Source organism: Brevibacterium aurantiacum (genome assembly GCF_003932995.1).
Taxonomy (GTDB): Bacteria; Actinomycetota; Actinomycetes; order Actinomycetales; family Brevibacteriaceae; genus Brevibacterium; species Brevibacterium aurantiacum.
In genome coordinates, this window is sequence record NZ_CP025333.1 from 813,587 (window position 1) to 835,713 (window position 22,127).

Consider the following 22,127-nt stretch of genomic DNA (forward strand, 5'->3'; position numbering starts at 1 on the left):
CTTCTGATTCGTTCAGTGAGCGGATCAGCCCTTGGGCCAACCCGTGTAGCACTCGGCGAGGTAGCGCCTGCCGTGCTCGGATTCGAGGATCGAATTGAGCTCGCCGAGGCTGCGCTTCGTTTCGAACGCATCCTGGCTGGGGTCGGAGTGGAGCATCCGGGTCATCTGGTAGGAGAAGTTCTGCGCCTTCCACACACGTTTGGTTGCGGTGCGCGAATACCCGGCCAGCGCCTCGGCGTCGGAGTCCTTGAGTGCCGAGATCAGCGCCGGGGCCAGCACGGACACGTCGGCGAACGCGAGGTTGAGGCCCTTCGCCCCGGTCGGGGGAACGGTGTGGGCGCTGTCGCCGGCGAGGAACAGGGAGCCGTGCTGCATCGGCTCGGTCACGGCCGAGCGGAAGGGCAGGATGTTCTTGTCGATGATCGCACCGGTCTTGAGCGCGAAACCGTCGGGTCCATCGACCCGAGCCTGCAGCTCTGACCAGATGCGGTCATCGGACCAATCGGCCACCTCGGTGTCGGGGGAGGTTTGGAAGTACATGCGCTGGACGTTCTCGCTGCGCTGGGAGATCAGTGCGAAGCCGCGTTCGGAGCGGGAGTAGATGAGGACCTCGTGGCTGGCCGGTGCCTCGCAGAGGATCCCGAACCAGGCGAAGGGGTATTCGTGGAAGAAGCGCTGCTTGGTGTCTGCTGGGATCATCGCCCGGCAGGGCCCGCGGGAGCCGTCGGCGCCGATGACGTAACGCGCATTGATCGTCAGTTCCTCGCCGTCTTCGGTCGTCGCACTCACCCACGGCTGCTCGGTCTCGATATCGCCGAGTGCGGTGTCGGTGACCGAGTAGAAGGTGGGGCGTCCGGTGCGTTCGCGGGCCGCTGAGAGATCGACGAAGATCTCGTTCTGCGGGTAGAGCCACACGGATTCGCCGATGAGGCTCGGGAAGTCGAAGGAGTGGCTGACGCCGTCGACGCGGATGTCGATGCCGTCGTGGCGGTGGCCGGCAGTATGCACGCGGGACTCGATGCCCTCGGCCTCGAGCATGCGCACGGAACCGGCTTCGAGGATGCCTGCCCGATGAGTGTGGGCGATGTCGTCGCGGCTGCGATTGTCGATGACGACGGAATCGATTCCTGCGTTGTGCAGGGTGTGGGCGAGCAGCAGCCCGGCCGGACCTGCTCCGACGATCGCGACGTCGGTCTGAAATTCTGGCACCTGGGCCTCCTTGCCTTATTCGTCCTCTCAGTGTGCGCCCAGTCACTGACACAAGGCGAGGAAGTTTTCAATGAATGAGAAGAATACCTGTGCCGACTCCAGTATCGGCGGGGATTCGGGCTGTGATGTTGACGAATGCTCAGATTGTTGAGCAGAATTGAGGGCGTTGTGTTCACGAGGTGAGGTCTGAGCGTTTTTCTCAGCCAGCCTCGTCGGCAGATAGCTCAACACATGCATGTATCGTCACGGCAGCCAGCTGCCGACGAGCAGAAAGCTCATGAATGATCATCACCGGACTGATCGTCGGCCTGGCACTCGGGTTCGTCCTCCAGCGGGGACGTTTCTGTGTGACCGGAGCCTTCCGCGATCTCACGCTGACGGGAAACACGCGATGGTTCTCGGCGCTCATCCTCCTCATCGCCGTGCACTCGATCGGGTTGTTCCTGCTCAACGCGCTTGGCGTCATCACCTTGGCGGCCTCGCCGTTCCCCTGGTTGGCGTCGATCATCGGCGGCCTCATCTTCGGCTTCGCCATGGTGCTGGCCGGCGGATGTGCCACCGGCACCTATTACCGGGCCGGTGAAGGTCTCGTCGGCAGCTGGTTCGCACTGATCTTCTATGCGCTCGTCTCCGCAGTGATGAAGAACGGTCCGCTCGCCTCGGTGACGGAGGGGCTGCGCTCGATCACGATCGAAAGCGGCACGCTCCAGGCATCGACGGGGCTGAGTCCGTGGGTCTTCGTTGCGATCATCTCCGCCGTGGCCATTGCCGTCACCGTGCACCACAACAGGAAGACCTCCACGCCCGTCGCGACCCTGCCGCCACTGAAGAAGGGTCTGGCTCATATCCTCACGGAGAAGCGCTGGAACCCGTTCGTCACGGCCGTCGTCATCGGCGTCATCGCCACGATCGCCTGGCCGCTCTCGGCTGCGACCGGACGCAACTCGGGTCTGGGAATCACGACCCCCTCGGCGAATCTCACGACATTCCTGGGCACGGGCGACTCCTCGCTCGTCGACTGGGGCGTCATGCTCGTCATCGGCATCCTCCTCGGATCGTTCATCGCGGCGAAGGCCTCGGGAGAGTTCCGGATTCGCGTTCCCGATCAGTCGACCGTGGTCAAGTCCATCCTCGGCGGAATCGGGATGGGCGTCGGCGCCGCGATCGCCGGCGGCTGCACCGTCGGCAACGCCATGGTCTCGACCGCACAGTTTGAATATCAGGGCTGGGTCGCGACCTTCTTCATGATCGTCGGCGCTGGAGTCGCCGCGAAATTCACCATCAGATCAGGAGCGCGGACAGGTGCCGCGCAGCCCGTAGAGAGCAGGAGCGTATGAAACAGGTATTGGAGACAAACGGTCTTGTCTGCCCCTTCCCCTTGGTTGAGGCCAAGGATGCAATCGGTGGAATGGACAACGGAGATGAGCTCGTCATCAACTTCGACTGCACTCAGGCCACCGAGGCGATTCCTCAGTGGGCGGCCGAGAAAGGCTACCCCGTGACCCACTTCGATCGCACCGGCGACGCCAGTTGGACGATCACCGTGCAGAAGGCCTGACCGGCCACAGATCTCTTCTCGGTCACACGACCATCCCCACTGTCGAGGCGGCTCTGCGAAATTCGCAGGGCCGCCTCTGCTTCTGCGTAGTTTGGATTTCTCTTAACCCTACAGATGCCGCAGCGTCTCTGCCTTCTGTGCTGGAAAGCACAGATGTGATAAATGGCTATAATTGGAAAGTAACTATACGATAATAGTCAAGTCACCACTTCTGGTGTTTTGTGCACATATGTGCTTTTTCAAGGAGTCAGAATGACGCAGTCCACGACGCGTTCTCGCAAGTTCAAGGCCATCCTCGCGGGTGGCATCGTTCTGGGTGTCGGAGCTGCGGTGACGCTGGCCGCCTGGACGGACAACGAATGGGCCGAAGGGACCTTCGGTGCCGGTTCGTTCAACGTGCAGGGAAGTACCAACGGAACCGACTTCACCGATCACGAGAGCGCAGCGGGCGCCGCGGATCTCACCTTCGACCTCGACGGCGGCGATAATCTCACTCCCGGGGACACCGTGGCAGCTCCGTTCGTTCTCCGTCTCGATGATGCGACGACATACAACGCTAGCGTTGTCCTCGAGTCCGCTGCGGGCAGCGGTGCTAACGAAGCGAACCTGAGCTACGGGATCGTCGCGGTCGACGATGCCGCGTCGTGTACTGAAGGTGCAACGGGCACCACGGTCGTTCCGGCCGGTACAGCCTTGGATGCGACCACTGGCGCCCAAGGGTTTGACTTGACGGCAGGTGCAGGCAGCACGGCAGGCGCTCCCGTCGCTCTGTGCTTCCAGGTCACTGCCGGCGACGACCTGACCGAGGGTGACGCTGCCAGCGCCCAGTGGCAGTTCACCGCAACTTCTGCTGAATAACTCCAGCGGAATTCGTGCAGTTTCCGACGGATGCCTCTGGCGATCCGACCCCGTCTGAGCGGGTCTCGAACGAGACCCGCTCAGAGAGTCGACGCCGGAAACGGGAGCGTGAGCAGATCCGACGCCGACTGTACAACCGCCGGATCAAGGCGGTCCTCGCCGGAGGATTGGTCTTCGGCATCGGTGCGGCAGCGACATTGGCGGCGTGGACCGACACCGAGGAAGCGACCGGGTCGTTCAAAGCGGGCACGTTCAGCATTGATTTGTCGGTCGACGCCTCGAACTGGAACAACACGTCGACGATGACCTTCAACGCCACCGGGATGTACCCCGGATCGAAGGTCTACGCCCCGGTGTTCATCCGCACTACACCGGACACGACTATTGACGGTGAGCTGAAGATCTTGAGCGGAGGAACTGGCAGCACCAGCGGCATCGCCGGGGCACTGGTCTATCGTGCAGTGACGTCCTCCTATTCAACAGGTGGGTACACGTGCAGTGCCTCGACATTCACAGCATCGGCGGACTATGTCTACGGCGGCACTTCAGCTACGACGAATCTGTCAGAGAAAGACCGCCAAGGTGCAGGCTCGCAGTTGGTCGGAAAAGCCAGCAGTTCGGTGCGAGCCTACTGCTTCGAGGTCACCCTTCCGACGGACACTCCGAGCGTTGCCCAGGGCACGAGCGCGTCGAATACTTGGACATTCACTGCCAATTCGAAGACTCCGTCGTGACACATTCTCACGACCGTTCCCGGAGAAGGAGCTCGTCATCGTGGCTCGGCGGAGCACTGCTCAACGTCCTCGCCGCACTGGGTGTCGTGTGCATCGTCCTCGTCATTCTCAGCTTCGTCTTCAACGTGTCGATCATGATGTTCAAGACCGGGTCGATGAGTCCAACGATCACCGCTGGATCTATCGCGTTCGTCCACGAGATCCCCGCCGAGGAGATGGAAGTTGGAGACATCGTCACCGCCGACCGTGGTGAGAAGGTCCTGCCCGTGACCCACCGCGTGACGTCGATCCTAGAGACGGAATCCACATCCGGCACCGTCACGTTCGAGATGAAGGGCGACGCCAACGAGGCGAAGGACCCCGAGCCGTACACTGCGGACACCGTCCGCAAGGTCATGTTCTCGATCCCGGGGATCGCACCGGCGATCCAGAAGCTGCGCAATCCCTATGCTCTTGGCGGCATCACGATCGCAGCGTCCCTGCTCGTCGTCTGGGCGTTCTGGCCTCGACGCGAGGACGAGGACGACGCTGCCGACCGCGTTGACGTCGTCGAGGCACCCGCAAGGTCGGCCACGCACTCCGAACCGCAGTCAGCCGTAACCCGATCACCCAAGCATGCAGTGGCGCTTCCCGCCGTCGCGGCCATCGTCGCCGCCGGAACAGGAATGTTCGGGCCCTTACCGCAGGAACTCGCCGCAATCCCAGCCCCTGAGCCGGCATCGGCTGCTTCCGGTGCGGAGACCACTACCCCCGCCGAGGTGCACGGACAGTACCTGCGAATTCGGGCAACCGGAGACGAATCGACAATGCTCAGCCTCAGTCCCGGTGATTCGGCTGATTGGACGGTCGACGTGTGGGCCGATGCTCCCGACCCTGGAAAAGTGGAACTGGAGATCGGCTCCGGCCAGTTGTCGGAGGCCCTCGCGTCACAACTACTCGTTGACGTTCGCACATGTTCCCAGATCGTGCCGATGGATGAGTGCCCCGGCGGCGCGGCAGAGCCGGTCAGCGGCGTGGCACTGACCGACCTCGGTGCCGCGCCCGACTATGACCGGCGACTGCTCGAAATGCCCAGTGATGAGAAGCGCCGAGTTCAGGTGACAGTCACCATGAACAAGAACGCCGACGCCGAGGCGGTGGCAGGTCACCGCAGTGGAGTGCGCCTGACCGCCATCGGCCAAGGAGAAGAAGTCTCGCTCGGCCCCGGAGACCCGGGTGAACCCGGGCCACCAGGCAAGCCTGACCCCGGCGACTCCGACAACCCAGTCAACCCCGGCGACCTCCCGCGCACCGGCATCGAAGGATGGCTCTGGATCCTCCTTGCTGCCGGGGTGCTCATCGCAACAGGTTCAGCAGTTGTGCACAGAACACGCAGCAGGAGGAGACTGTGAGCAACCGCAGGCAATCGCTATTCCGGAACCGCCGAGTCCAAGCTCTCATCGCCGCGCTTGCCTTGGTCATGCTCGTCCTCGGTTTGTCTGGTGTGCGTTCGACGATGGCCGCTTGGACCGATTCGGAGAGGGCCAACGGGTCGTTTACGGCCGCGAAGGTTCCTCCTCCGACCTTAACGAAGTCCTGCGAGTACAGCCCCGGTGTTCTGGGTCTCGGGGCCAAGATCGAAGTCTATTGGAAGCTGCCAGCGGGCTACCAACTCAGTGACGTCGTCGTCGAAGCCTCCACTAGCGGCTTGGGATCAGTTCTGGCTCCGATTACAGGGTTCAGTCTCACCGGGAATACCACTTCCACCGGCGGCGGGACGTATACGACAGACGTCCCCGTCAATCTCCTCGGCGGACTGCTGGGCCTCGGGAGCGAACTGGAGATCGCGTTCTTCGCCAAGCACGCAAGTGGTTGGCGTTCTCAACCTGCTGCGGTTGCCAGCAACGCGGGACTCCTCGCAGGTCTGGGCGGCACCTGCCGCAACCTTACGGCCTAAACCCCCACCACAGTCTCCGAACCATCCGCCACGGTCAGCCGCATCGCCGTGTTCTGCTCAACGAGGCTCCAGCCCCTATGGTCAAGGCCCGAGGACGACACGATCATCGCTCCGTGGTCGAAGCGCAGCCAGCTCATCCGGTAGTAGTGATCCTTGTGATCGAGCGACAGTTCACCACCGGTGCCGGAAGTGTCGAAGTTCTTATATGGAATCGGTGTTCCCGAAGTCGCATGGACGACGATCATCTCCTCGGCATTGAGGACGAGCAGATTGATCCCCGGATGGTCGAAGTCTGCCCGCAGCATCCGGACGGTCGCGATGGTGGCGTCGAACAGGGTGTCGCCCTGGCCCACGCGTCGCAAAATGAGGGCGAACATGATTGCAGTGTCCGTAGTTCCGTCGATGCGCTCGGCCTCGGCAGTCGTGACGTATTCGCGTAGGCGTTCGATCGGATGGATGGACCCGTTGTGCGCCAGGGCGATATTGTCGGCGAGGAACGGGTGCGAATTCTCGGTGAGGTCGACAGTCCAGTGCGTGGCCATGCGCAAGTGAGTGATCCGCGCGACCGTCGGACGGACGGTGAGGACTTCCGTGAGATGAGGGTCGTCTGCTCCCTCGTGCGGGGTGCGATACCTTTCAAGACGTCCTCCCCGAGACACGGTGTCCTGCACGTCGGAGCCGGGGTCGAAGGTGCCCGAGGTGGTTCCCTGCGGACGGGCCGATTCGGCTGAATCAGATTCCGGTCAGATCCACGCGGTGCCCCAGCCATCGACATGGAGTCGGCCCAAGTTCTGCCACTGACGACATTCCTCGGCACCGATGAGATCCGCTGCGCTCGCCGGAGTGGGGGAGATGTAGCCGAGAAGTCTGCACATGGTTCGTCGTTTCCTTCCGCAGGAGGCCGTCTGCCTCGCCGAGGCGGCTGTGTCGTGTCCGCCTACGCCGGTGGATCTATCGACTGACAAGTGTGAATGAGTTAGACTCTAATTAACGGATACACGTTTAAGTGTTAATAAGGAGTTCGCGTCATGACGGATCTCAAGGTACCGATATCGTCGATGGGCAGTGAGGAACTGAACTGGTCACCGGTCAATCCGGACATGCTCAGCCGTCGGGAGGTTCAGCGCCAGACGGGGGCCTATCGTGCCGCCCTGGTGCCGGAGATCGCGCAGTGGGAGGGACGTCTGCCGGCTGAAGTACATGCTGACGTCGACGATGCCACCGGCGCTTTGGCTCGGGTCGACGGGTTCGCGTCCGGACGACTCGGCCCGAACGCTCGTATGGGCGGTCCGATGCCGACCATACTGCTGCGGACCGAGAGTGCATCAAGCTCACAGATTGAACAGCTGACAACATCTGCTCTGCAGTTGGCGCTGGCGTCCATAGATGAGACGGCGAAGGCCAACGCCACAACAGTTCTGGGCAACGTGCATGCCATGGAGACCGCGATCGGGATGTCGGGTCAGATGTCCCTCGAGTCGATTCTCGACATGCACCGTGCTCTGCTGGAAGGCGATCGAATGATGGCTTCCGAGGCCGGAGCGCTCCGCGAGCAGCAGGTATGGATCGGGCCGGGAGGAAGTGGGCCGTTGCTCGCTGATTTTGTACCGCCGGCGCACCACCGAGTTCCTCCAGCGATGGACGATCTCGTCGCATTCATCGCGCGGGAGGATCTTCCCGTGTTGGTTCAAGCCGCCGTCGCACACGCGCAGTTCGAGACCATACACCCGTTCGCCGACGGGAACGGCAGGACTGGTCGCGCTCTGATCCACGCAATTCTCAAGGAGAAGGGCCTTGTCACCACCTCGGTAATACCGATTTCGGCAGGGTTGCTCACCGACATCGGAGCGTACTTCGCCGCCCTCGGTGCATTTCGCTCGGGTGATGCCGGACCCATCATTCTTCAGTTCACTCGTGCCGCTCGTTTCGCCAGCCATTCGGGCAGGCAGCTCATGGACGAGTTGCTCACCGTGCTCAATGAGATGGAGCACGCGCTGGCAGGGGTGAGGCGCGACTCGTCAGCATGGACTTTGCTGCCCATGCTGATTGCGCAACCAGCAGTGAATCTCAGTTTCGTCGCCGTTGCCCTCGGCACCAATCAGATGACGGCGATGCGTGCGGTCGACACGTTGGTCGATCGTGGCATTCTGCGCGAGGCGACCGGACGTAGAAGGAATCGCATCTGGCGGCAGCCCGGCGTACTGAGCGTTCTCGACGCATTCGCTGACGGCGCACGAAGAGGAGGGCTATGACTAGACTCCAACCATGAAGATCACGGTACTCGAGGGAGACATCACCGAGGCGTCCGTGGACGCGATCGTCAATGCCGCCAACTCAAGTCTGCTCGGCGGAGGCGGCGTCGACGGCGCCATCCACAGTGCCGCCGGACCCGAACTGCTCGAGGCCTGCCGGGAGGTACGCCGAACCAGCCACCCGCGCGGACTTCCCGCAGGTCAGGCCGTCGCCACGACCGCTGGTGCGCTCAAGGCCAAGTGGGTCATCCACACAGTCGGTCCCAACCGGAACCAGGGCGAGGCCGACCCCGAGGTGCTTGAGTCTTGTTTCGAATCCAGCCTCAACGCAGCCGAGGACCTCGGCGCCACCTCGGTGGCCTTCCCCGCCATTGGTGGGGGAGTCTACGGCTGGTCTGCCAGGGGCGTTGCCGAGGCGGCCCACGCCGTCATCGTCGACGGCCGCGAACGCGGGCGCTGGGAGTCCATCGCCGAGGTGGTCTTCGTCCTCTTCAGCGACTCGATGACGAGCGTGTTCTGCCAGGTATTCGACCACGACCAATGGTGAGGAAGATCCAATGAAGGTCCACGACGTCATCCCCGACATTCCGGTATCCGACATCGACGCCGCCCGAGGGTTCTACGAGGACTTCCTCGGTCTGGGCACCGAAGAGTTCAACCTCGGCTGGGTGGCCCGGTTCACCTCGGCGGAGACCGGAGCTCACGTCCAGCTCGTCACGAAGGACGCCACCGCTCCCATCACCCCGGTGCTTTCGCTCAAGGTCGATGACATCGAAGCCGCCTTCGCCGAGGCGGTTGATCGTGGCCTCGACATCGTCCATCCGCTCACCACCGAGGAATGGGGCGTGACACGCTTCTTCGTCCGCGATCCTGACGGCAACGTCATCAACATCACCCAACACCGAGTCACCGAAGACAGGGAATGAGGAAAACCGTGACAACGAAGTCATATACGCAGGCCGTCGCCGACGGGATCTGGGGCGCAGGTGCCGACCTCATCGGCTACATTCCCTCCGTCACCATCGCTCCTGTCATCGAGCATCTGGTCACCGCTGACGGCGGGACCGCTGGACGCGCGGAGCGAGTGAAGCCGCTCTCCCGTGAAGAGGAGGCAATCGGAGTCCTCGGTGCGCTGCCGCTGGCAGGGAAGTTCGGGGCCGTCATCATGCAGGACAACGGCTTCGGCAACAGCCTCACGGCGCTGACGACATTCTCGATGTCCTATCACCTGCCGCTGCTCATCTTCGCCAATACCCGTGGCGGCCCGGGTGAGTACAACTCGATGATCCACTCGATCAGCCAGCCCATGCCGAGGATTCTGCGCACGGCAGGACTCCAGGTTCTCGAGCTCGACCGGCGATCTTCGGCTGATGACTGGGAGCAGACCGTCGCCGAGGCGGGTGTTCACGCCCGTATGACCTACCGGCCGGTCGTCGTCCTCGGCTCATTCTGGAGCACCGATGGGAAGGTGGCCTGAGATGAAACGCATCGAAGCACTCGACGTCCTCAACGAACTGACCGCAGAACTGCCCGTCGTCGTGACCTGTGCCGCGACCAGCCGCGAGCTGGCGTCCGTGGAGAACAGGGACAACCATTTCTACGTCCTCGACTCGATGGGCCTCGTCGGCTCCATCACCACGGGCCTCGCCCTGGCGGCCAAGGACTCGGACCTGCCCAAAGTCATCGGGCTTGAAGGCGACGGGTCCCTGCTGATGAACCCGAACGTGCTGCCCACCGGAGGATTCCTGGGAGCCGAGAAACTGTTCCTCATCGTCCTCGACAATCAGGTGTACGGATCGACAGCGGGCCTGCCGACCTATTCCTCACGCGTCGATCTGGGCAAGCTCGCCGAAGCCGCGGGCTGGACGGTCGGCCGAGCCGAGGACGCAGCTCAGCTGCGCGGCGAGTTCGATCGCCTGTTGACGACGACCGGGCCGACGCTGCTGCATGTGAGCATCGAGGCAGGCAATGCCGCCGATATCCCCAAGCTCCTCGTCGACCCGGTCGTCCTCGCCCACCGCTTCCAATCGTGGCTGACGGCGAGGTTAGAACCTCACACCGCCGTGTAGCTACCGTCGCCTGCTCCGTCCCTTGTCACTGCCGTCCTCCGGTGGTTGAATGGGTAGAAAGTGATTGCCAAACGCAATCACTTGTGCTCAAGGAGGAGCGATGGCAAGAGTCACATGGGGTTTCACAGCGTCACTCGACGGGTTCATCACCGGCCCGAATCACGATATGTCCTGGATGTCCGGTCTCGGGTCACTCGCCGATGGGACCGTGGAGGATCTCGCCTCCCAGGTCGCCGTCATCATCTCCGGGCGTCGCGGCTATGACGCAGCGAAGGCACAGGCAGCCGAGCGCGACGAACTGACCTCCGAGGCCTACGGCGGGGCGTGGGAAGGCACCGAGTTCATCCTCACCCACCGCCCCGAGGAGCTCGCCGAGGACACGACGATCACTGCCGTGAACTGCTCCATCGCCGAGGTGGTCGATCGGGCCCGGGCCATCGCCGGTGATCGTGACATCCAGATCATCAGCGCCGACATCGGTCGGCAGGCGCTCGAGGTCGATCTCATCGACGAGATGCAGGTCTTCGTCGCACCCATCTTCCTCGGTGACGGCACGAGGGTCTTCGACGTGCCCGGTGGCAGGCGCGTCTATTGGGAGCTGGCTGAGGCTGACGAGGCGAACATGGGTGCCTGGTTCCGCAGGTTTCGTCCGCGCCGCCAGCAGGATCTCACGCCATAAGGCTCACTCGGACTGGTTGCTCAGCTCCCAGAGGATGCGCAGCGCCTCGTCATCGAAGTCTTCGCTGGCGGTGTTGGGCTCGCTGTCGTGGACCTCGGCGTGCAGCTGCTCCATCTTGCGATCGAGCTGGCCGGCCACCTCGGCGGCCTGAGTGAGTTCATCAACCAGCCGATCGGGAACTTCACCTGCGAACTTGTAGTGGATCTTGTGTTCCAGGCTGGCCCAGAAGTCCATGGCGATGGTGCGTATCTGAACCTCACAGATGACCGGGGTCCGTCCCTGGCTGAGGAAGACGGGCACCTCGAGGATCGCGTGCAGGCTCTTGTATCCGTTGGGCTTCGGATCGGCGATGTAGTCCTTGATCTCCACGACCCGAACATCGTCCTGCGCAGTCAGCATCTCCAGGACCTGGTAGGTGTCTGCGATGAAGCTGCAGGTGATGCGGATGCCCGCGATGTCGGTGATGTTCGCGCGGATGACCTCGATGTCGAGCGGGAGCCCTCGCCGATTGACCTTCTCGAGCAGACTCCGCGGCGACTTCACCCGTGAGGTGATGTGCTCGATCGGGTTGTAACTGTGAGCGTGCTCGGACTCCTCACGCAGAATGGAGATCTTGGTCAGCAGCTCGTTGATGACGAAGCGGTGCTCCATGATCAGCTGAGAGAAATCCTGCCGCAGGGCGCGCACGCTTGCCACCTGGCCAGGGGACAGCGCCAAGCTCGAGGGGTGCTGGTGTCGGCTCATGATCCTCCGTGAGTGGCGTGGGCGGTGCCCTGCAAGTTTATCCCCGCCCGTCCCGGCCCGTCCCCGCGGCGCTCGCCCCGGAGTGCCTCATGTCAATACCCCCGGCTAATGAGGGTCGTGCCTCACACAAATTATCCCCGGGAACAACTCTCACCCCACCCGACTCGGCCTGACCCGAATACCCGAGGAATCGGGCAATGCCTGCTTGGCCTCGATCTCACGTTCCATACGCGCGGTCTTCCCGGCAGCGAGCTTGATCAGCCTCTGCTGGATCCGATCGATCTCGGCCGCGATATGGACCGGGTCAAGACCAGCCTTGTAAGCCCTGAGCTCAGCGACTTGCTTTCTGTTGAGGATCCCGGAATCCAGCAGACGCACGAACGGGGTCCGCGGGGTGTCATAAACACGTTTGCGACGACCCACCGAATCAGTGGAATACCCGGTGGGTTTCTTCGTCGGAGTGAAGTAGTTCAACCGGTCATTGACCAGTGCCCAGAGCGTCGTCATGAGTCCGAGTTCGGTTGTCGTGTCGTAGCGGTAGTAGAACCCGTACCGACGCACGAGATGGTTGTTCTTTGACTCGATCGTGGCCTGGTCATTCTTCGTATAAGGCCTGCCGCGAGTGAAGAAGATCTTCCGCTGGGCCGCCCAGTCGATGAGGTCGTGATTGATGAACTCTGAACCGTTGTCGAAGTCGAGCCCGGTCACGAGATAGGGCACCGCTTCAACGAAATGAGTGCACGCGGCAACAATGTGTACGGCAGCATTGTTCTTGACTGCTCGGGTGTAGACCCACCCGGTGTGCATATCGGTGTAATTGACCGAGCGGATGAACTCGCCCTTCAACGTCGGTCCGCAGTGGGCAACGGTATCGACTTCGAAGAATCCGGGTTCGGCTTCGACTTCATCACCGGCCTTACGAACCTGGATCGAGTTGCGCAACAGTGTGCCAGGCTTCGTTGCCGACTTCCCACGCAGGGTGTCTCTAGCCCGGGCTGGTGCCAGGTATCGGTCGATCGTGGCTGGACTCATCGACACCAGCTCGTCGCGTACGTTCGTGCTGTAGAGGCCCTGGCCAGGCACGAGGTGGTTGTGGGCTTCGAGGGAGTTGAGGAGATCGACCATAGCTTGGGCGAGGTATTTGCCGCAGATTCCACCGGCAACTGACCACACATACTGCAGGATCTTGATCGCGTCGTAGGAGTACTTACGGGCCTTAGTCTTGCGTCGATCGATCACGGCCACGGTGGCGTTGGCTCTGCCCTTGGGCTGGCGAGTCCGACGCATGAGCTGTTGGCGAGCGTGGTCGCGGTTCCAGCCAGTGATGTCGGTGACGGCATCGAGGATGGCCGACTTTTGTTGCCTGCCGGCCTTGGCATACGCGGTGGCGTATTTCTTCGTGATCTCGATTCTGGTGTTCATGGAAACGTCCTTGTCGACCATGACCCCATCGTCGTCGTGTCTATGTCCCCGGGTGAAGAGTCTGGCGGGGAAATTTATGTGAGGCACGACCCTTGGCTACGCGGGGACTATCTATGAGTCTCGTCGCGCCCTACCGTGTGTCAGTGCCTCGGCGTACCGTAAGACCATGTGCAGGAACATCAGAACCCTTCATAACTTCGAACCCCTCGCGACCTCGGACGAAGTGCACGCCGCAGCGCTGCAGTACGTGCGCAAGATCGCGGGCACAACGAAGCCCTCCCAAGCCAATGCCGCCGCATTCGAGGCAGCCGTTGAGGAGATCGCCCACACGACTCAGCATCTCCTCGACGCCTTGGTGACCACGGCACCACCGAAGAACCGTGAGGTCGAGGCTGAGAAGCGACGAGCCAGATATGAGGCCCGTGCATGACGATCCTCGGGCTCATCCTCGCCGGGCTGGCAGCGGCCCTGCACGTCTTCATCTTCTATCTGGAGTCGATTGCCTGGACGGGCCCGCGTGCTCGTGCGACATTCGGAACCAGCGAAGAGGATGCTGCTGCCACGAAGTCCATGGCTTTCAATCAGGGCTTCTACAATCTCTTCCTCGCCCTCGCGGTCTTCATCGGCATCATCGTCTGCCTCGCCGGTGCACCGACGGTCGGCCTCACGCTCGTCTTCACCGGAGTCGGATCGATGCTCGCAGCGGCACTCGTGCTCGTGGCTTCGTCACCCGACCTTGCCTCCTCGGCGATCAAGCAGGGCCTGCTGCCTCTGCTGGCGGTCGTGTCTCTGCTCATCGGCATCGCCGTCTGACGAACGGGGAGCCTGACACGTGAGGAGCCCGGCCCGATCAATCCATCACTGATTTCCCCTGCGCCTCGAGGTCCTTCGTGATCCCCGCCGAGGCGGTGCGCAGGGCCTGCATGATCGCCGGCCCACCCACATGGTGTTCGGAGTCGACGACGACTCCGAGGCCCGCGATCGTCAGTCCGGTGCCGTCGAAGACGGGCACCGCGATTCCCGTGGTGCCGTCATCGATATGGCCGACGAGCTCCGCGTAGTGGTAGGTCCGGATCGTGGCGAGTATCTTGCGCAGCACGGCCGGATCGGTCGTCGTCTTCTCGGTGATCGCGGCCAGCGGGCCGCGCAGATAGGCCTCGCGCACATGTTTCGGAGCGTGAGCGAGGAGCACCAGCCCACATGAGGAGGCATGGGCGGGAAGTCTCCCGGCCGTCTTCGAACGGTGGACGACGGCGGTCGGCTTCGACATCCTCTCGATGATGAGGACCTCGCGTTCGCGCAGGATCCCCAGCTGGGTGTTCTCGCCGACGAAATCGTGGACGGCCATCATATGAGGTCGGGCGAGGGTGGCCAGGTCGACGGCGTCGGAGGCGCGATTCGACAGCTCCCACATTCCTACGCCGATGCGCAGCCGCCCATTGGGGTCACGCTGCAGCAGATTGTGCCGCATCATGTCGTTGATCAGCCGGTAGGCCGTGGACTTCGGCAAGGCTGCTCGCTCGGAGAGCTCCTCGGTGCTCAGGCTCTGATGATCGGGGTCGAAGGAGCCGAGGACCCGGACCAGCCGATCGATCATGGAATCGCCCGATTGAGAGTTCGCCATAACCGCAATCGTAGCCCCGGGCGACTCGAATTCTCAATGAATGGACCCGCGATGGCTCCTCGTGGTCCGCATCACTATTGTGGCCGATAGGCGTGACATCGCCGTGCATCAGCTGTGCCCGAATCGGTCGACCTCAAGGGAGCGGCAGCCAGCGGCCGGTGAGCGCGGGACGAGACGACCACAGTCACAACCCGACCAGCGAAGGAACAGGGACGAACGACATGAGCGAGAACAGTTTCCTCGGCACCCAGTGGCACGAGAAGATCTTCACCGGCACCTGGACGAACGGCGCCGACGAGTCCTATGACGTCATCGAACCGGCAACGGGGGAGACCCTGGGCCGCATGGGCGCTGCGAACGCCGAAGATGTGAATACGGCCGCCACTCGTGCTGCCGCCGCGCAGAAGGAATGGGCGAAGACGCCACCTGCCGAACGCGCCGCCGTCCTCCGCCGGGCCGGTGCGCTGTGGGCCGAGCACGCCGAGGAGCTCTCCGACTGGATCGTTCGCGAATCCGGTGGCATCCCCGCCAAGGCAGGTCTCGAAGTCAGCTCCGCAGAGCAGATCTGCTACGAATCCTCCGCCCTGCCCAGCCACCCCAAGGGGCAGGTCCTGACCTCGAACGAGCCTCGCTGGTCGTTCGCCCGCCGAGTGCCAGCCGGAGTCGTCTCCGTCATCGCACCGTTCAACTTCCCCCTCATCCTCTCCATCCGTTCGGTCGCCCCGCGCTGGCCCTGGGCAATGCGGTCCTGCTCAAGCCGGACCCACGCACCGCGGTCTGCGGCGGTGTGAGCCTGGCCCGCATCTTCGCCGAGGCTGGCCTGCCCGAGGGACTCCTGCAGGTGCTGCCCGGTGGCCGGGAAGCCGGCGAAGCAGTCGTCGCAGCGCCCGAGGTCTCCGTCATCTCCTTCACCGGATCAACTGCCGCCGGGCGCAAGGTCGGCGAAGCCGCCGGACGCCTCCTCAAGCGCTGCCACCTGGAACTGGGTGGAAACAATGCACTCGTCGTCCTTCCGGGGGCAGAGGTCGGCCCGGCCACCTCGGCGGGGGCATTCGGTTCCTTCATGCACCAGGGACAGATCTGCATGACCACCGGCCGCCACCTCGTCCACGATTCCATCTACGACGAGTACGTCGAACAGCTGGCCGAACGTGCCCGGAACCTGCCTGTGGGCAATCCCGCCACCGAGGAGGTCGCGCTGGGGCCGATCATCGACGACAAACAGCGGACGAACATCCGCGACATCATCGACAAGTCCCAAGCCGATGGGGCACGACTCGTTGCCGGGGGCACCGGCGAGGGCGCCTTCGTGCCGCCGACGGTGCTCGCGGATCTGAGCCCGTCGAACCCGGCCTGGACGCAGGAGATCTTCGGACCGGTGGCGCCCGTGAGCCGCTTCTCGACTCTCGAGGAGGCCGCGGAACTGGTCAACGCCAGCGAATACGGGCTGTCCGTGGGCATCCTCGGCGATGTGGGCATGGCCATCGAATTGGCCGATCTCGTCGATTCGGGCAAGGTCCACATCAATGAGCAGACCGTCTCCGATGAGGCGAACGTGCCCTTCGGCGGCACGAAGGACTCCGGCAACGGATCCCGCTTCGGTGGGGCAGAGGCCAATATCGAGGCCTTCACCGAAACCCAGTGGGTCACGATGCGCTCGCAGATCGCCCCATACCCCTTCTGATTCCTCTACCTACCGACTACTCGAACACCTGAACGACCGGAGACACTGATGTCCACACCTGCCGCATCGACTGGGGCTGCCACCACAGCTCGCGCGACCGATACTCGTTGGCCCGCGATCCTGTGCTGGCTGGCCGTCGCCCTCGAGGGCTTCGACCTCGTCGTGCTCGGGGCCGTGATCCCCGAGCTCCTGGCGACCAACGCCATCGGCTTCACCCCCGAGGCCGCGACCCTTGTCGCGACTCTGAGCCTGGTGGGTGTGGGCCTCGGTGCTGCGGCAGTGGGGCCGATCGCCGATCGCTTCGGTCGCCGCTACACGATCATCTTCTGCGTGCTCTTCTTCTCCATCTTCACGATTCTCGTTGCGTTCTCTCCCAACGTCGCCCTGTTCACCACCTTCCGGTTCATCGCCGGATTGGCTCTGGGCGCCGTGATGCCCGGCTGCCTGGCCTACATCAGCGAGCACAACAAGTCAGGCAAGACCGGCAAGGCGACGACACTGACGATGACCGGCTACCACGCCGGTGCCGTGGCGATCTCCCTGCTCGCCGTCTTCTACTCCCACAACTGGCACCTGCTCTTCATCGCCGGCGGCGTCGCCGGACTCGTGCTCGTCCCACTGCTGTGGTGGAAGCTGCCAGAGTCTCAGCAATTCGTCGACGCTCAGGTCGCGAAGACCCGACCGGCGTCGACTGGGCACCTTCGCGATGCCGGTGCAACCGTACCGAAGACGGGGATGGCCGGGCTCTTCGCGGGCCGGTTCAAACTGGTCACGATCGGCGTCTGGGCAGCGAGCTTCATGGGCCTGCTGCTCGTCTACGGCCTCAACACCTGGCTGCCGAAGATCATGGCCGATGCCGGCTACGAAGTCTCAGACTCACTCGTCATGCTGTTCGTGATGAATGTCGGAGCAGTCGTCGGCCTCGTCATCGCCGGCTGGCTGGCAGACAGGCACGGAACCAAACCGATCGTGCTGATGTGGTTCCTGCTCGCCGCCGTGTTCCTGGCCGCGCTGAGCATCCCGATGACGAGTCAGATTCTGCTCAACATCGCGGTCTTCATCACCGGTGTGTTCGTGTTCTCCGCCCAGGTCCTCGTCTACGCATTCGTGTCAGCGGTCTACCCACCCACCGCACGAGGCACGGCGATCGGCATGGCCTCGGCAGTCGGGCGCATCGGTGCCATCGTGGGCCCGTTCATCACCGGCACCCTCGTCACGGCAGGCATCGCCTACCCGTGGGGCTTCTACCTCTTCGCCGTCGTCGCGGTCTTCGGATTCGCAGCCATGGCGATCGTGCCGAAGGTCGTCTCCGCCGCCGGACGGTGAGGCTCGCATTCGTTCGCAGCAGCGCTGAGGGCTCAGTGGACGTTTTGGACTGATCCACCTGAAGGAAATCAGCCCAAAACGTCCACCTAATGCGCTGGTGGCTCAGCCGGACTCAGGCCGACTCAGCCCAAGCGGCGACGACGGACGACGAGTACGGTCGCCGCGCCGAGGGCGATGAGGCCAGCGGCGATCGTCATGATCAACGTCGGATCGGCACCGGTGCGTGGCAGGTGTCCGCCAGCATCGCTGCCGGTGCCGCCGTTGCTCGAGGCAGTGCCGCCGTCGCTCGAGGCAGAAGACGCGCCATCGGCGCTCGCAGCCGTGCCGCCGCCGCCGGCCCCTGCCCCATCCGAATCACCGGATGAATCCGAGCCATCAGCGCTTGCACCAGCATCGTTCGAACCTGCCGCATCATCCGAGCCGCTCGCCTCATCGCTGCCGCCATCTTCCGGTTCGAAGAGGCCGACAACCACGGGGTCGTGGTCCGAGGCGCGGAACTGATCCGGAGCGTAGAGGTCGCTGACGTTGTAGTTGAAGCGACTGTATTCGAGCGCCAAGGCCTCGACCGAGTTGATGTTCCAGATATCGGCGCCGGTGATGGCATCGAAGGCGCTTGCCCCGTCCACCCCATTCGAAGCAGAATCATCCAACGCCAGTACGTGGTCGAGGCTGCCGGTGCGGGACTGGTAGACATACGTCGACTTGTCCGTCTTCTCGGAAGCGACGTCCTTGAACCCGGCCTCGTAGAAGACCTGCATCGGGTCTTCCTGGGTGTAGGAGTTGAAGTCGCCGAGCATGTACACGAAGTCGCTGTCGGCGGTCTTCTGCTGTTCGCCCGCGAACTCCACCAGGGACTTCGCCTGCTTCACACGGTCGGCGTTCGAGTTGCCCTGACCATCACCGTTGTCCACGTTGCCGGGTCCGTCGCCGGAGCCCTTGGACTTGAAATGGTTCGAGATCGTGACGAAGGTTTTGTCTGCTTCGGCCTCGCCGGACTCGTCCTTCGGCGCGAAGGCCTGCGACAGGGGCTCACGTGCGTTCGAGAACGCGTCCTGATCGCCAAGGATCGTGGAATCTCCCTGCGGAGCCACCTCGGCGGGCTGATAGATCAACGCGGTGCGGATGACGTCTTCCTCTGCGGGAACCTCAGCGGGGGAGGAGACGAAGTCCCATTTCTGTGTTCCGGCGGCCCCATTGAGGCGTTTGACCAGAGTTCCCAGCGCGGCATCGCGATCCTCGCCGAAGACGGACGAGTTCTCGATCTCCATGAGTGAGACGACTGAGGCGTCGAGCTTGTTGATGGCGGTGACGATCTTCGCCTCCTGGCGTTCCAGGCTCTCCGCGTTGGCCGCACCTCGGGCTTGGCAGCCGCTGCGAACCGTGATGGGGTTGCCGTCGCGGTCATCGTAGTAGCTGCAGCCGGAGAGCTGATCGCCGGTGGTGGTGAAGTAGTTGAGGACGTTGAAACTGGCCAGGCTGACCTGACCGCCGATGTCCTCGGGTGCCTCGGTGCGAGTGTCAGAGAAGCTGGCAGGCTGGATCGCCTCGGCGTTGTCCCCGGTCAGGCGGGTGGTGGGCTGGAAGCGCCACTTCTCATGGTCGAAGCCGAGCACTACTGGTGAGGTGATCGAGGCCTGGGCGCCGACTCGCACGGGTGCGTCGTTGGACACGTAGGGGAGAGGGACGTCTTTGTCGTTTTCGAGGTAGTTCACGCTTGCACCGTCATCGAGGACGACCTCTCGCCTGAGATTCTCAGCCTCCAGCGCCCCGGCCTCCGCGCTCCCCGGACGGGCGACATCGGTGGGCTGGGACAGCGTCCCGTCGCCGGTGGCCAGGACGACTTCGCCGTAGGTGTTCGTGCTGTAGTTGTCAGCCACGGTCAGCTCACCTCCCGGCTGCAGGAGCATGCCTTCGAGAGCTTCGCGGGCGGCGGCATCGTCGGGGAAGACATCCTCGACGGGTTTGACGGCCTCGGCGGCCTCATCGAGAGATGTCACTCCCGCGGTGCTGACAGAGATCTGGGTCTGCCCGTAGTGCTCGGATACCACACCGGTCAGTTCGAGGTGGTCTCCGATGCTGATGTCGGCGACCGTGCCGGGGGAATAGACGAAGACGCCGTCCGATGCCCCGGGAGTCTCATCCTCGGCGCCGCCTGTGCCCGGCGTCTGCACGTAGTAGCCGTTCAGGCCGCCGCTCGGGTAGGACGCAGTGACGACCCCGCGGGTCTTGACGGTCTCACCCTGCATCGGACTCTCATCACCGGGGCCCTGGATGGCTGCGATCGGAGTGACGTCCTCGGGAACAGGCGTGCCGGGTCCGTCATCGCCGCCGTCGTCTCCCGGCAGCGCATCCGGAGTGGCCGGTGCGGCCGTCCAGACCCCGTCGACGAGTTGGATGGACTGACCGCCGGAGGCAGTGGCACCTGTGGGTGCGGCCTCCTCTCCGACGACTGCCTCGGGTGTGAAGGCCCCCGAGGATCCCATCACGCCCCTGCCGCCGGTGACTCCGCCGATCTGCTCGAAGCCGAGGAGTGCGCCCTCGTCATCGACGAGGTAGGCGGAGGACCCGTAGCTGCCGTCGGCGGCACTTCCGGACTTCACGGAGTTCGTGATCGGAACGTCGACGGCCAGCGCACCGGAACTGCCGACTGTGGTGCCAGCCGGGACGGTCAGCGTATTCTCGGCCGCATGGACGCTGCCGCCACGGGTGACGGAGCCGACGGTCCACCCTGAGACATCGGTCCCGGGGCGGCGGCGATCTCGATGAAATCAGTGTCGAGGGTGTAGCCGATCTCGCTGATCTGCGGATCCTCGGCAGCAACGGCAACGGCAGCGGCTGGGTCTGGGGGCAGGGCGAGGCCGATCGCTGCGACGAGGCTGAGTGCTGCGCAGGATGAAGCCGTCTTGGAGACTGTCATAGGAGCCTTTCGGGTTCTCGAGCACCGTGGGAGGCCACGGTGCAGACGCATGCACCCTACTCAGCCACAGGCCGACTTCGATGACAGACATGTGAACCAGATGTGAACACTGCGAATGAACACTGGGTGCGCCAGTGGACTCGAGGCTACTACACGGTCCGGACACGAAGTCGAGACGCGGCGGCCCGGCTCAGTCCTCCGGGCAGGCGAAGACGGTCTCGACCAGCTGGTGGTCGGAGGGGAACCGGTTGTGACGCTGATTGGGAATGTGTTCGCAGCGGCCGCCGACATCGACGAACCCGGGTTCGTCGAGACCTTCGGGGCTGCACCCGCGGATCACACTGTCGACGATGTTCAGCCCCCGGGAGAAGATGAAGTCGAGGCGATCGCGCGGTTCGGCGCCGTCGGTGCGTCCGGGTTCCGGCTTCTCTGCGTGTCCGGCATGGGTGAGGGGTTCGATCGGTGACCAGGTGTCGGCCCGGACAACGGACGGATCGGGATGGACCTGACGGAAGGAGTCGACGAAGCCGGCTTCCAGCAGTGCATCCGGTGAGCCCCATGCGATGTCGGGCCGATCCGCCCGTTCTGCCCAGTCACCCGTGGCGGGTGTGTTGAAGTCCCCGCAGATCACGACGGGCAGCTCCTGGTTCCCCAGTTCGGTGCAGATGCGGTCGGTCTCGGCAAGGATCTGCTCGATCTGCCTCACTCGTGGAGCTTCCTCCTCATCGGCGACCGCCTGACCCTCGCCCTGCAGCGCACGGTAGACGGCATAGGGGTAGGGCGCCAGGTGCACCGACCACACCAGGATCGGGGCGGAGCCGGGGACGGGGCGGATCACGGCGGCCTGAGCGTAGGGCATCGTGTCCGTGTTCACCACACTGAGCTCACCGGTGCTGAGCACGGCGTTGTCGAAGCCGGACTGTGCGCAGGCAGCATTGATCTTCGGAGCCAGATTCTCCGCGGCGCTTCCCCAGCATTCCTGGAGTGCGAGCACGTCCGCGGGGAACTGCGCGGCGATCGCGTACTGCTTCTCTTGGCCGAAGTCGACCTCTCGGCCCCCGTACCAGAGGTTCCAGGTCTGCAGTGTGAATGTGGACATGGTGGTCTCCTGTTTC

Annotated in this window: 24 protein-coding genes and 1 pseudogene; 16 read left to right on the forward strand and 9 right to left on the reverse strand. The window is 63.5% G+C overall.

Annotation, left to right across the window (positions count from 1 at the left end; all coding sequences use genetic code 11):
- Positions 1-24: 24 nt before the first annotated feature.
- Positions 25-1,209, reverse strand: coding sequence for a 4-hydroxybenzoate 3-monooxygenase (locus tag CXR25_RS03685; protein ID WP_114384521.1), 1,185 nt, complete (start codon positions 1,207-1,209; stop codon positions 25-27).
- Between the two features lie 281 nt (positions 1,210-1,490).
- Between CXR25_RS03685 and CXR25_RS03690 the strand changes: the two genes are divergently transcribed.
- The 6 genes from CXR25_RS03690 (at position 1,491) to CXR25_RS03715 (ending at position 6,295) form a co-directional block, all read left to right on the forward strand.
- Positions 1,491-2,546 carry a YeeE/YedE family protein gene (locus CXR25_RS03690; RefSeq protein ID WP_114384522.1) on the forward strand — a complete coding sequence of 352 codons (1,056 nt, stop codon included), beginning with the start codon at positions 1,491-1,493 and terminating at the stop codon, positions 2,544-2,546.
- Positions 2,543-2,767 (forward strand): sulfurtransferase TusA family protein, encoded by a 225-nt coding sequence (locus CXR25_RS03695; RefSeq protein ID WP_114384523.1) that lies wholly within the window; start codon positions 2,543-2,545, stop codon positions 2,765-2,767. Before CXR25_RS03690 ends, CXR25_RS03695 begins: the two co-directional genes overlap by 4 nt.
- Positions 2,768-3,019: 252 nt before the next feature.
- The gene (locus CXR25_RS03700; RefSeq protein WP_114384524.1) at positions 3,020-3,625 is read left to right on the forward strand and encodes a SipW-dependent-type signal peptide-containing protein; all 606 of its coding nucleotides are present in this window, start codon (positions 3,020-3,022) and stop codon (positions 3,623-3,625) included.
- 14 nt (positions 3,626-3,639) lie between these two features.
- Complete coding sequence (locus CXR25_RS03705; protein ID WP_164513941.1) at positions 3,640-4,359, forward strand: SipW-dependent-type signal peptide-containing protein; 720 nt, start codon at positions 3,640-3,642, stop codon at positions 4,357-4,359.
- Positions 4,356-5,750, forward strand: coding sequence for a signal peptidase I (locus CXR25_RS03710; RefSeq protein ID WP_114384526.1), 1,395 nt, complete (start codon positions 4,356-4,358; stop codon positions 5,748-5,750). Before CXR25_RS03705 ends, CXR25_RS03710 begins: the two co-directional genes overlap by 4 nt.
- Positions 5,747-6,295 (forward strand): SipW-dependent-type signal peptide-containing protein, encoded by a 549-nt coding sequence (locus tag CXR25_RS03715; protein ID WP_164513942.1) that lies wholly within the window; start codon positions 5,747-5,749, stop codon positions 6,293-6,295. Before CXR25_RS03710 ends, CXR25_RS03715 begins: the two co-directional genes overlap by 4 nt.
- Here CXR25_RS03715 and CXR25_RS03720 read toward each other — a convergent pair.
- Positions 6,292-6,966, reverse strand: a complete 675-nt coding sequence (locus CXR25_RS03720; RefSeq protein WP_338027633.1) for a class II glutamine amidotransferase — start codon at positions 6,964-6,966, stop codon at positions 6,292-6,294. The two genes, CXR25_RS03715 and CXR25_RS03720, sit on opposite strands and share 4 nt — an antisense overlap.
- Before the next feature lie 72 nt (positions 6,967-7,038).
- Positions 7,039-7,170: a hypothetical protein gene (locus CXR25_RS19125; RefSeq protein WP_258771912.1), complete on the reverse strand. Its 132-nt coding sequence runs from the start codon at positions 7,168-7,170 to the stop codon at positions 7,039-7,041.
- 153 nt (positions 7,171-7,323) lie between these two features.
- Here CXR25_RS19125 and CXR25_RS03725 point away from each other — a divergent pair, with 153 nt between their 5' ends.
- From CXR25_RS03725 to CXR25_RS03750, 6 genes are all read left to right on the forward strand, one after another.
- The gene (locus CXR25_RS03725; protein WP_114384529.1) at positions 7,324-8,547 is read left to right on the forward strand and encodes a Fic family protein; all 1,224 of its coding nucleotides are present in this window, start codon (positions 7,324-7,326) and stop codon (positions 8,545-8,547) included.
- Between the two features lie 13 nt (positions 8,548-8,560).
- Positions 8,561-9,094, forward strand: a complete 534-nt coding sequence (locus tag CXR25_RS03730) for an O-acetyl-ADP-ribose deacetylase (protein ID WP_114384530.1) — start codon at positions 8,561-8,563, stop codon at positions 9,092-9,094.
- Between the two features lie 10 nt (positions 9,095-9,104).
- Positions 9,105-9,473, forward strand: a complete 369-nt coding sequence (locus CXR25_RS03735) for a VOC family protein (protein ID WP_114384531.1) — start codon at positions 9,105-9,107, stop codon at positions 9,471-9,473.
- 8 nt (positions 9,474-9,481) lie between these two features.
- The gene (locus CXR25_RS03740; RefSeq protein ID WP_114384532.1) at positions 9,482-10,024 is read left to right on the forward strand and encodes a thiamine pyrophosphate-binding protein; all 543 of its coding nucleotides are present in this window, start codon (positions 9,482-9,484) and stop codon (positions 10,022-10,024) included.
- 1 nt (position 10,025) lies between these two features.
- Positions 10,026-10,616, forward strand: coding sequence for a thiamine pyrophosphate-dependent enzyme (locus CXR25_RS03745; RefSeq protein WP_114384533.1), 591 nt, complete (start codon positions 10,026-10,028; stop codon positions 10,614-10,616).
- A 100-nt stretch (positions 10,617-10,716) separates the two neighbouring features.
- Positions 10,717-11,295 (forward strand): dihydrofolate reductase family protein, encoded by a 579-nt coding sequence (locus CXR25_RS03750; protein WP_096160323.1) that lies wholly within the window; start codon positions 10,717-10,719, stop codon positions 11,293-11,295.
- Positions 11,296-11,298: 3 nt separating this feature from the next.
- Here CXR25_RS03750 and CXR25_RS03755 read toward each other — a convergent pair whose 3' ends face one another.
- Positions 11,299-12,039, reverse strand: a complete 741-nt coding sequence (locus CXR25_RS03755; protein WP_069599560.1) for a GTP pyrophosphokinase — start codon at positions 12,037-12,039, stop codon at positions 11,299-11,301.
- Positions 12,040-12,189: 150 nt separating this feature from the next.
- Positions 12,190-13,461 carry an integrase catalytic domain-containing protein gene (locus CXR25_RS03760; RefSeq protein WP_181871717.1) on the reverse strand — a complete coding sequence of 424 codons (1,272 nt, stop codon included), beginning with the start codon at positions 13,459-13,461 and terminating at the stop codon, positions 12,190-12,192.
- A 166-nt stretch (positions 13,462-13,627) separates the two neighbouring features.
- On the opposite strand from CXR25_RS03760, the gene CXR25_RS03765 reads away from it, so the two are divergent.
- Positions 13,628-13,891, forward strand: a complete 264-nt coding sequence (locus CXR25_RS03765) for a DUF2277 domain-containing protein (protein ID WP_096160322.1) — start codon at positions 13,628-13,630, stop codon at positions 13,889-13,891.
- Positions 13,888-14,274, forward strand: coding sequence for a DUF1304 domain-containing protein (locus tag CXR25_RS03770; protein WP_069599562.1), 387 nt, complete (start codon positions 13,888-13,890; stop codon positions 14,272-14,274). The genes CXR25_RS03765 and CXR25_RS03770 overlap by 4 nt, the downstream gene beginning before the upstream one ends.
- 37 nt (positions 14,275-14,311) lie before the next feature.
- Here CXR25_RS03770 and CXR25_RS03775 read toward each other — a convergent pair whose 3' ends face one another.
- Positions 14,312-15,085, reverse strand: coding sequence for an IclR family transcriptional regulator (locus tag CXR25_RS03775; protein ID WP_096160321.1), 774 nt, complete (start codon positions 15,083-15,085; stop codon positions 14,312-14,314).
- A 221-nt stretch (positions 15,086-15,306) separates the two neighbouring features.
- Here CXR25_RS03775 and CXR25_RS03780 point away from each other — a divergent pair.
- Both CXR25_RS03780 and CXR25_RS03785 read left to right on the forward strand, forming a co-directional pair.
- Positions 15,307-16,769, forward strand: a pseudogene (locus tag CXR25_RS03780) (benzaldehyde dehydrogenase).
- Between the two features lie 48 nt (positions 16,770-16,817).
- Complete coding sequence (locus tag CXR25_RS03785; protein WP_114384535.1) at positions 16,818-18,095, forward strand: MFS transporter; 1,278 nt, start codon at positions 16,818-16,820, stop codon at positions 18,093-18,095.
- Positions 18,096-18,217: 122 nt separating this feature from the next.
- Here CXR25_RS03785 and CXR25_RS03790 read toward each other — a convergent pair whose 3' ends face one another.
- The 3 genes from CXR25_RS03790 to CXR25_RS03795 all read right to left on the reverse strand — a co-directional run bounded on the left by CXR25_RS03790 (position 18,218) and on the right by CXR25_RS03795 (position 22,111).
- Positions 18,218-20,695, reverse strand: a complete 2,478-nt coding sequence (locus CXR25_RS03790; protein WP_241211569.1) for an ExeM/NucH family extracellular endonuclease — start codon at positions 20,693-20,695, stop codon at positions 18,218-18,220.
- A gap of 68 nt (positions 20,696-20,763) precedes the next feature.
- Positions 20,764-21,012, reverse strand: coding sequence for a hypothetical protein (locus CXR25_RS18930; protein ID WP_226823738.1), 249 nt, complete (start codon positions 21,010-21,012; stop codon positions 20,764-20,766).
- Positions 21,013-21,202: 190 nt separating this feature from the next.
- A complete protein-coding gene (locus tag CXR25_RS03795; protein ID WP_164513791.1) occupies positions 21,203-22,111 on the reverse strand; it encodes an endonuclease/exonuclease/phosphatase family protein in 909 nt (302 codons plus the stop codon).
- Between the last annotated feature and the right edge of the window lie 16 nt (positions 22,112-22,127).

Excerpts from the sequence above, each read along its gene's own strand:
- CXR25_RS03765 (WP_096160322.1), top strand. The coding sequence starts at position 13,628 with ATGTGCAGGAACATCAGAACCCTTCATAACTTCGAACCCCTCGCGACC.
- CXR25_RS18930 (WP_226823738.1), bottom strand. The coding sequence starts at position 21,012 with ATGACAGTCTCCAAGACGGCTTCATCCTGCGCAGCACTCAGCCTCGTC.
- CXR25_RS19125 (WP_258771912.1), bottom strand. The coding sequence starts at position 7,170 with ATGTGCAGACTTCTCGGCTACATCTCCCCCACTCCGGCGAGCGCAGCG.
- CXR25_RS03735 (WP_114384531.1), top strand. The coding sequence starts at position 9,105 with ATGAAGGTCCACGACGTCATCCCCGACATTCCGGTATCCGACATCGAC.
- CXR25_RS03795 (WP_164513791.1), bottom strand. The coding sequence starts at position 22,111 with ATGTCCACATTCACACTGCAGACCTGGAACCTCTGGTACGGGGGCCGA.
- CXR25_RS03745 (WP_114384533.1), top strand. The coding sequence starts at position 10,026 with ATGAAACGCATCGAAGCACTCGACGTCCTCAACGAACTGACCGCAGAA.
- CXR25_RS03750 (WP_096160323.1), top strand. The coding sequence starts at position 10,717 with ATGGCAAGAGTCACATGGGGTTTCACAGCGTCACTCGACGGGTTCATC.
- CXR25_RS03690 (WP_114384522.1), top strand. The coding sequence starts at position 1,491 with ATGATCATCACCGGACTGATCGTCGGCCTGGCACTCGGGTTCGTCCTC.
- CXR25_RS03755 (WP_069599560.1), bottom strand. The coding sequence starts at position 12,039 with ATGAGCCGACACCAGCACCCCTCGAGCTTGGCGCTGTCCCCTGGCCAG.
- CXR25_RS03695 (WP_114384523.1), top strand. The coding sequence starts at position 2,543 with ATGAAACAGGTATTGGAGACAAACGGTCTTGTCTGCCCCTTCCCCTTG.
- CXR25_RS03700 (WP_114384524.1), top strand. The coding sequence starts at position 3,020 with ATGACGCAGTCCACGACGCGTTCTCGCAAGTTCAAGGCCATCCTCGCG.
- CXR25_RS03725 (WP_114384529.1), top strand. The coding sequence starts at position 7,324 with ATGACGGATCTCAAGGTACCGATATCGTCGATGGGCAGTGAGGAACTG.
- CXR25_RS03770 (WP_069599562.1), top strand. The coding sequence starts at position 13,888 with ATGACGATCCTCGGGCTCATCCTCGCCGGGCTGGCAGCGGCCCTGCAC.
- CXR25_RS03730 (WP_114384530.1), top strand. The coding sequence starts at position 8,561 with ATGAAGATCACGGTACTCGAGGGAGACATCACCGAGGCGTCCGTGGAC.
- CXR25_RS03785 (WP_114384535.1), top strand. The coding sequence starts at position 16,818 with ATGTCCACACCTGCCGCATCGACTGGGGCTGCCACCACAGCTCGCGCG.
- CXR25_RS03775 (WP_096160321.1), bottom strand. The coding sequence starts at position 15,085 with ATGGCGAACTCTCAATCGGGCGATTCCATGATCGATCGGCTGGTCCGG.
- CXR25_RS03760 (WP_181871717.1), bottom strand. The coding sequence starts at position 13,461 with ATGAACACCAGAATCGAGATCACGAAGAAATACGCCACCGCGTATGCC.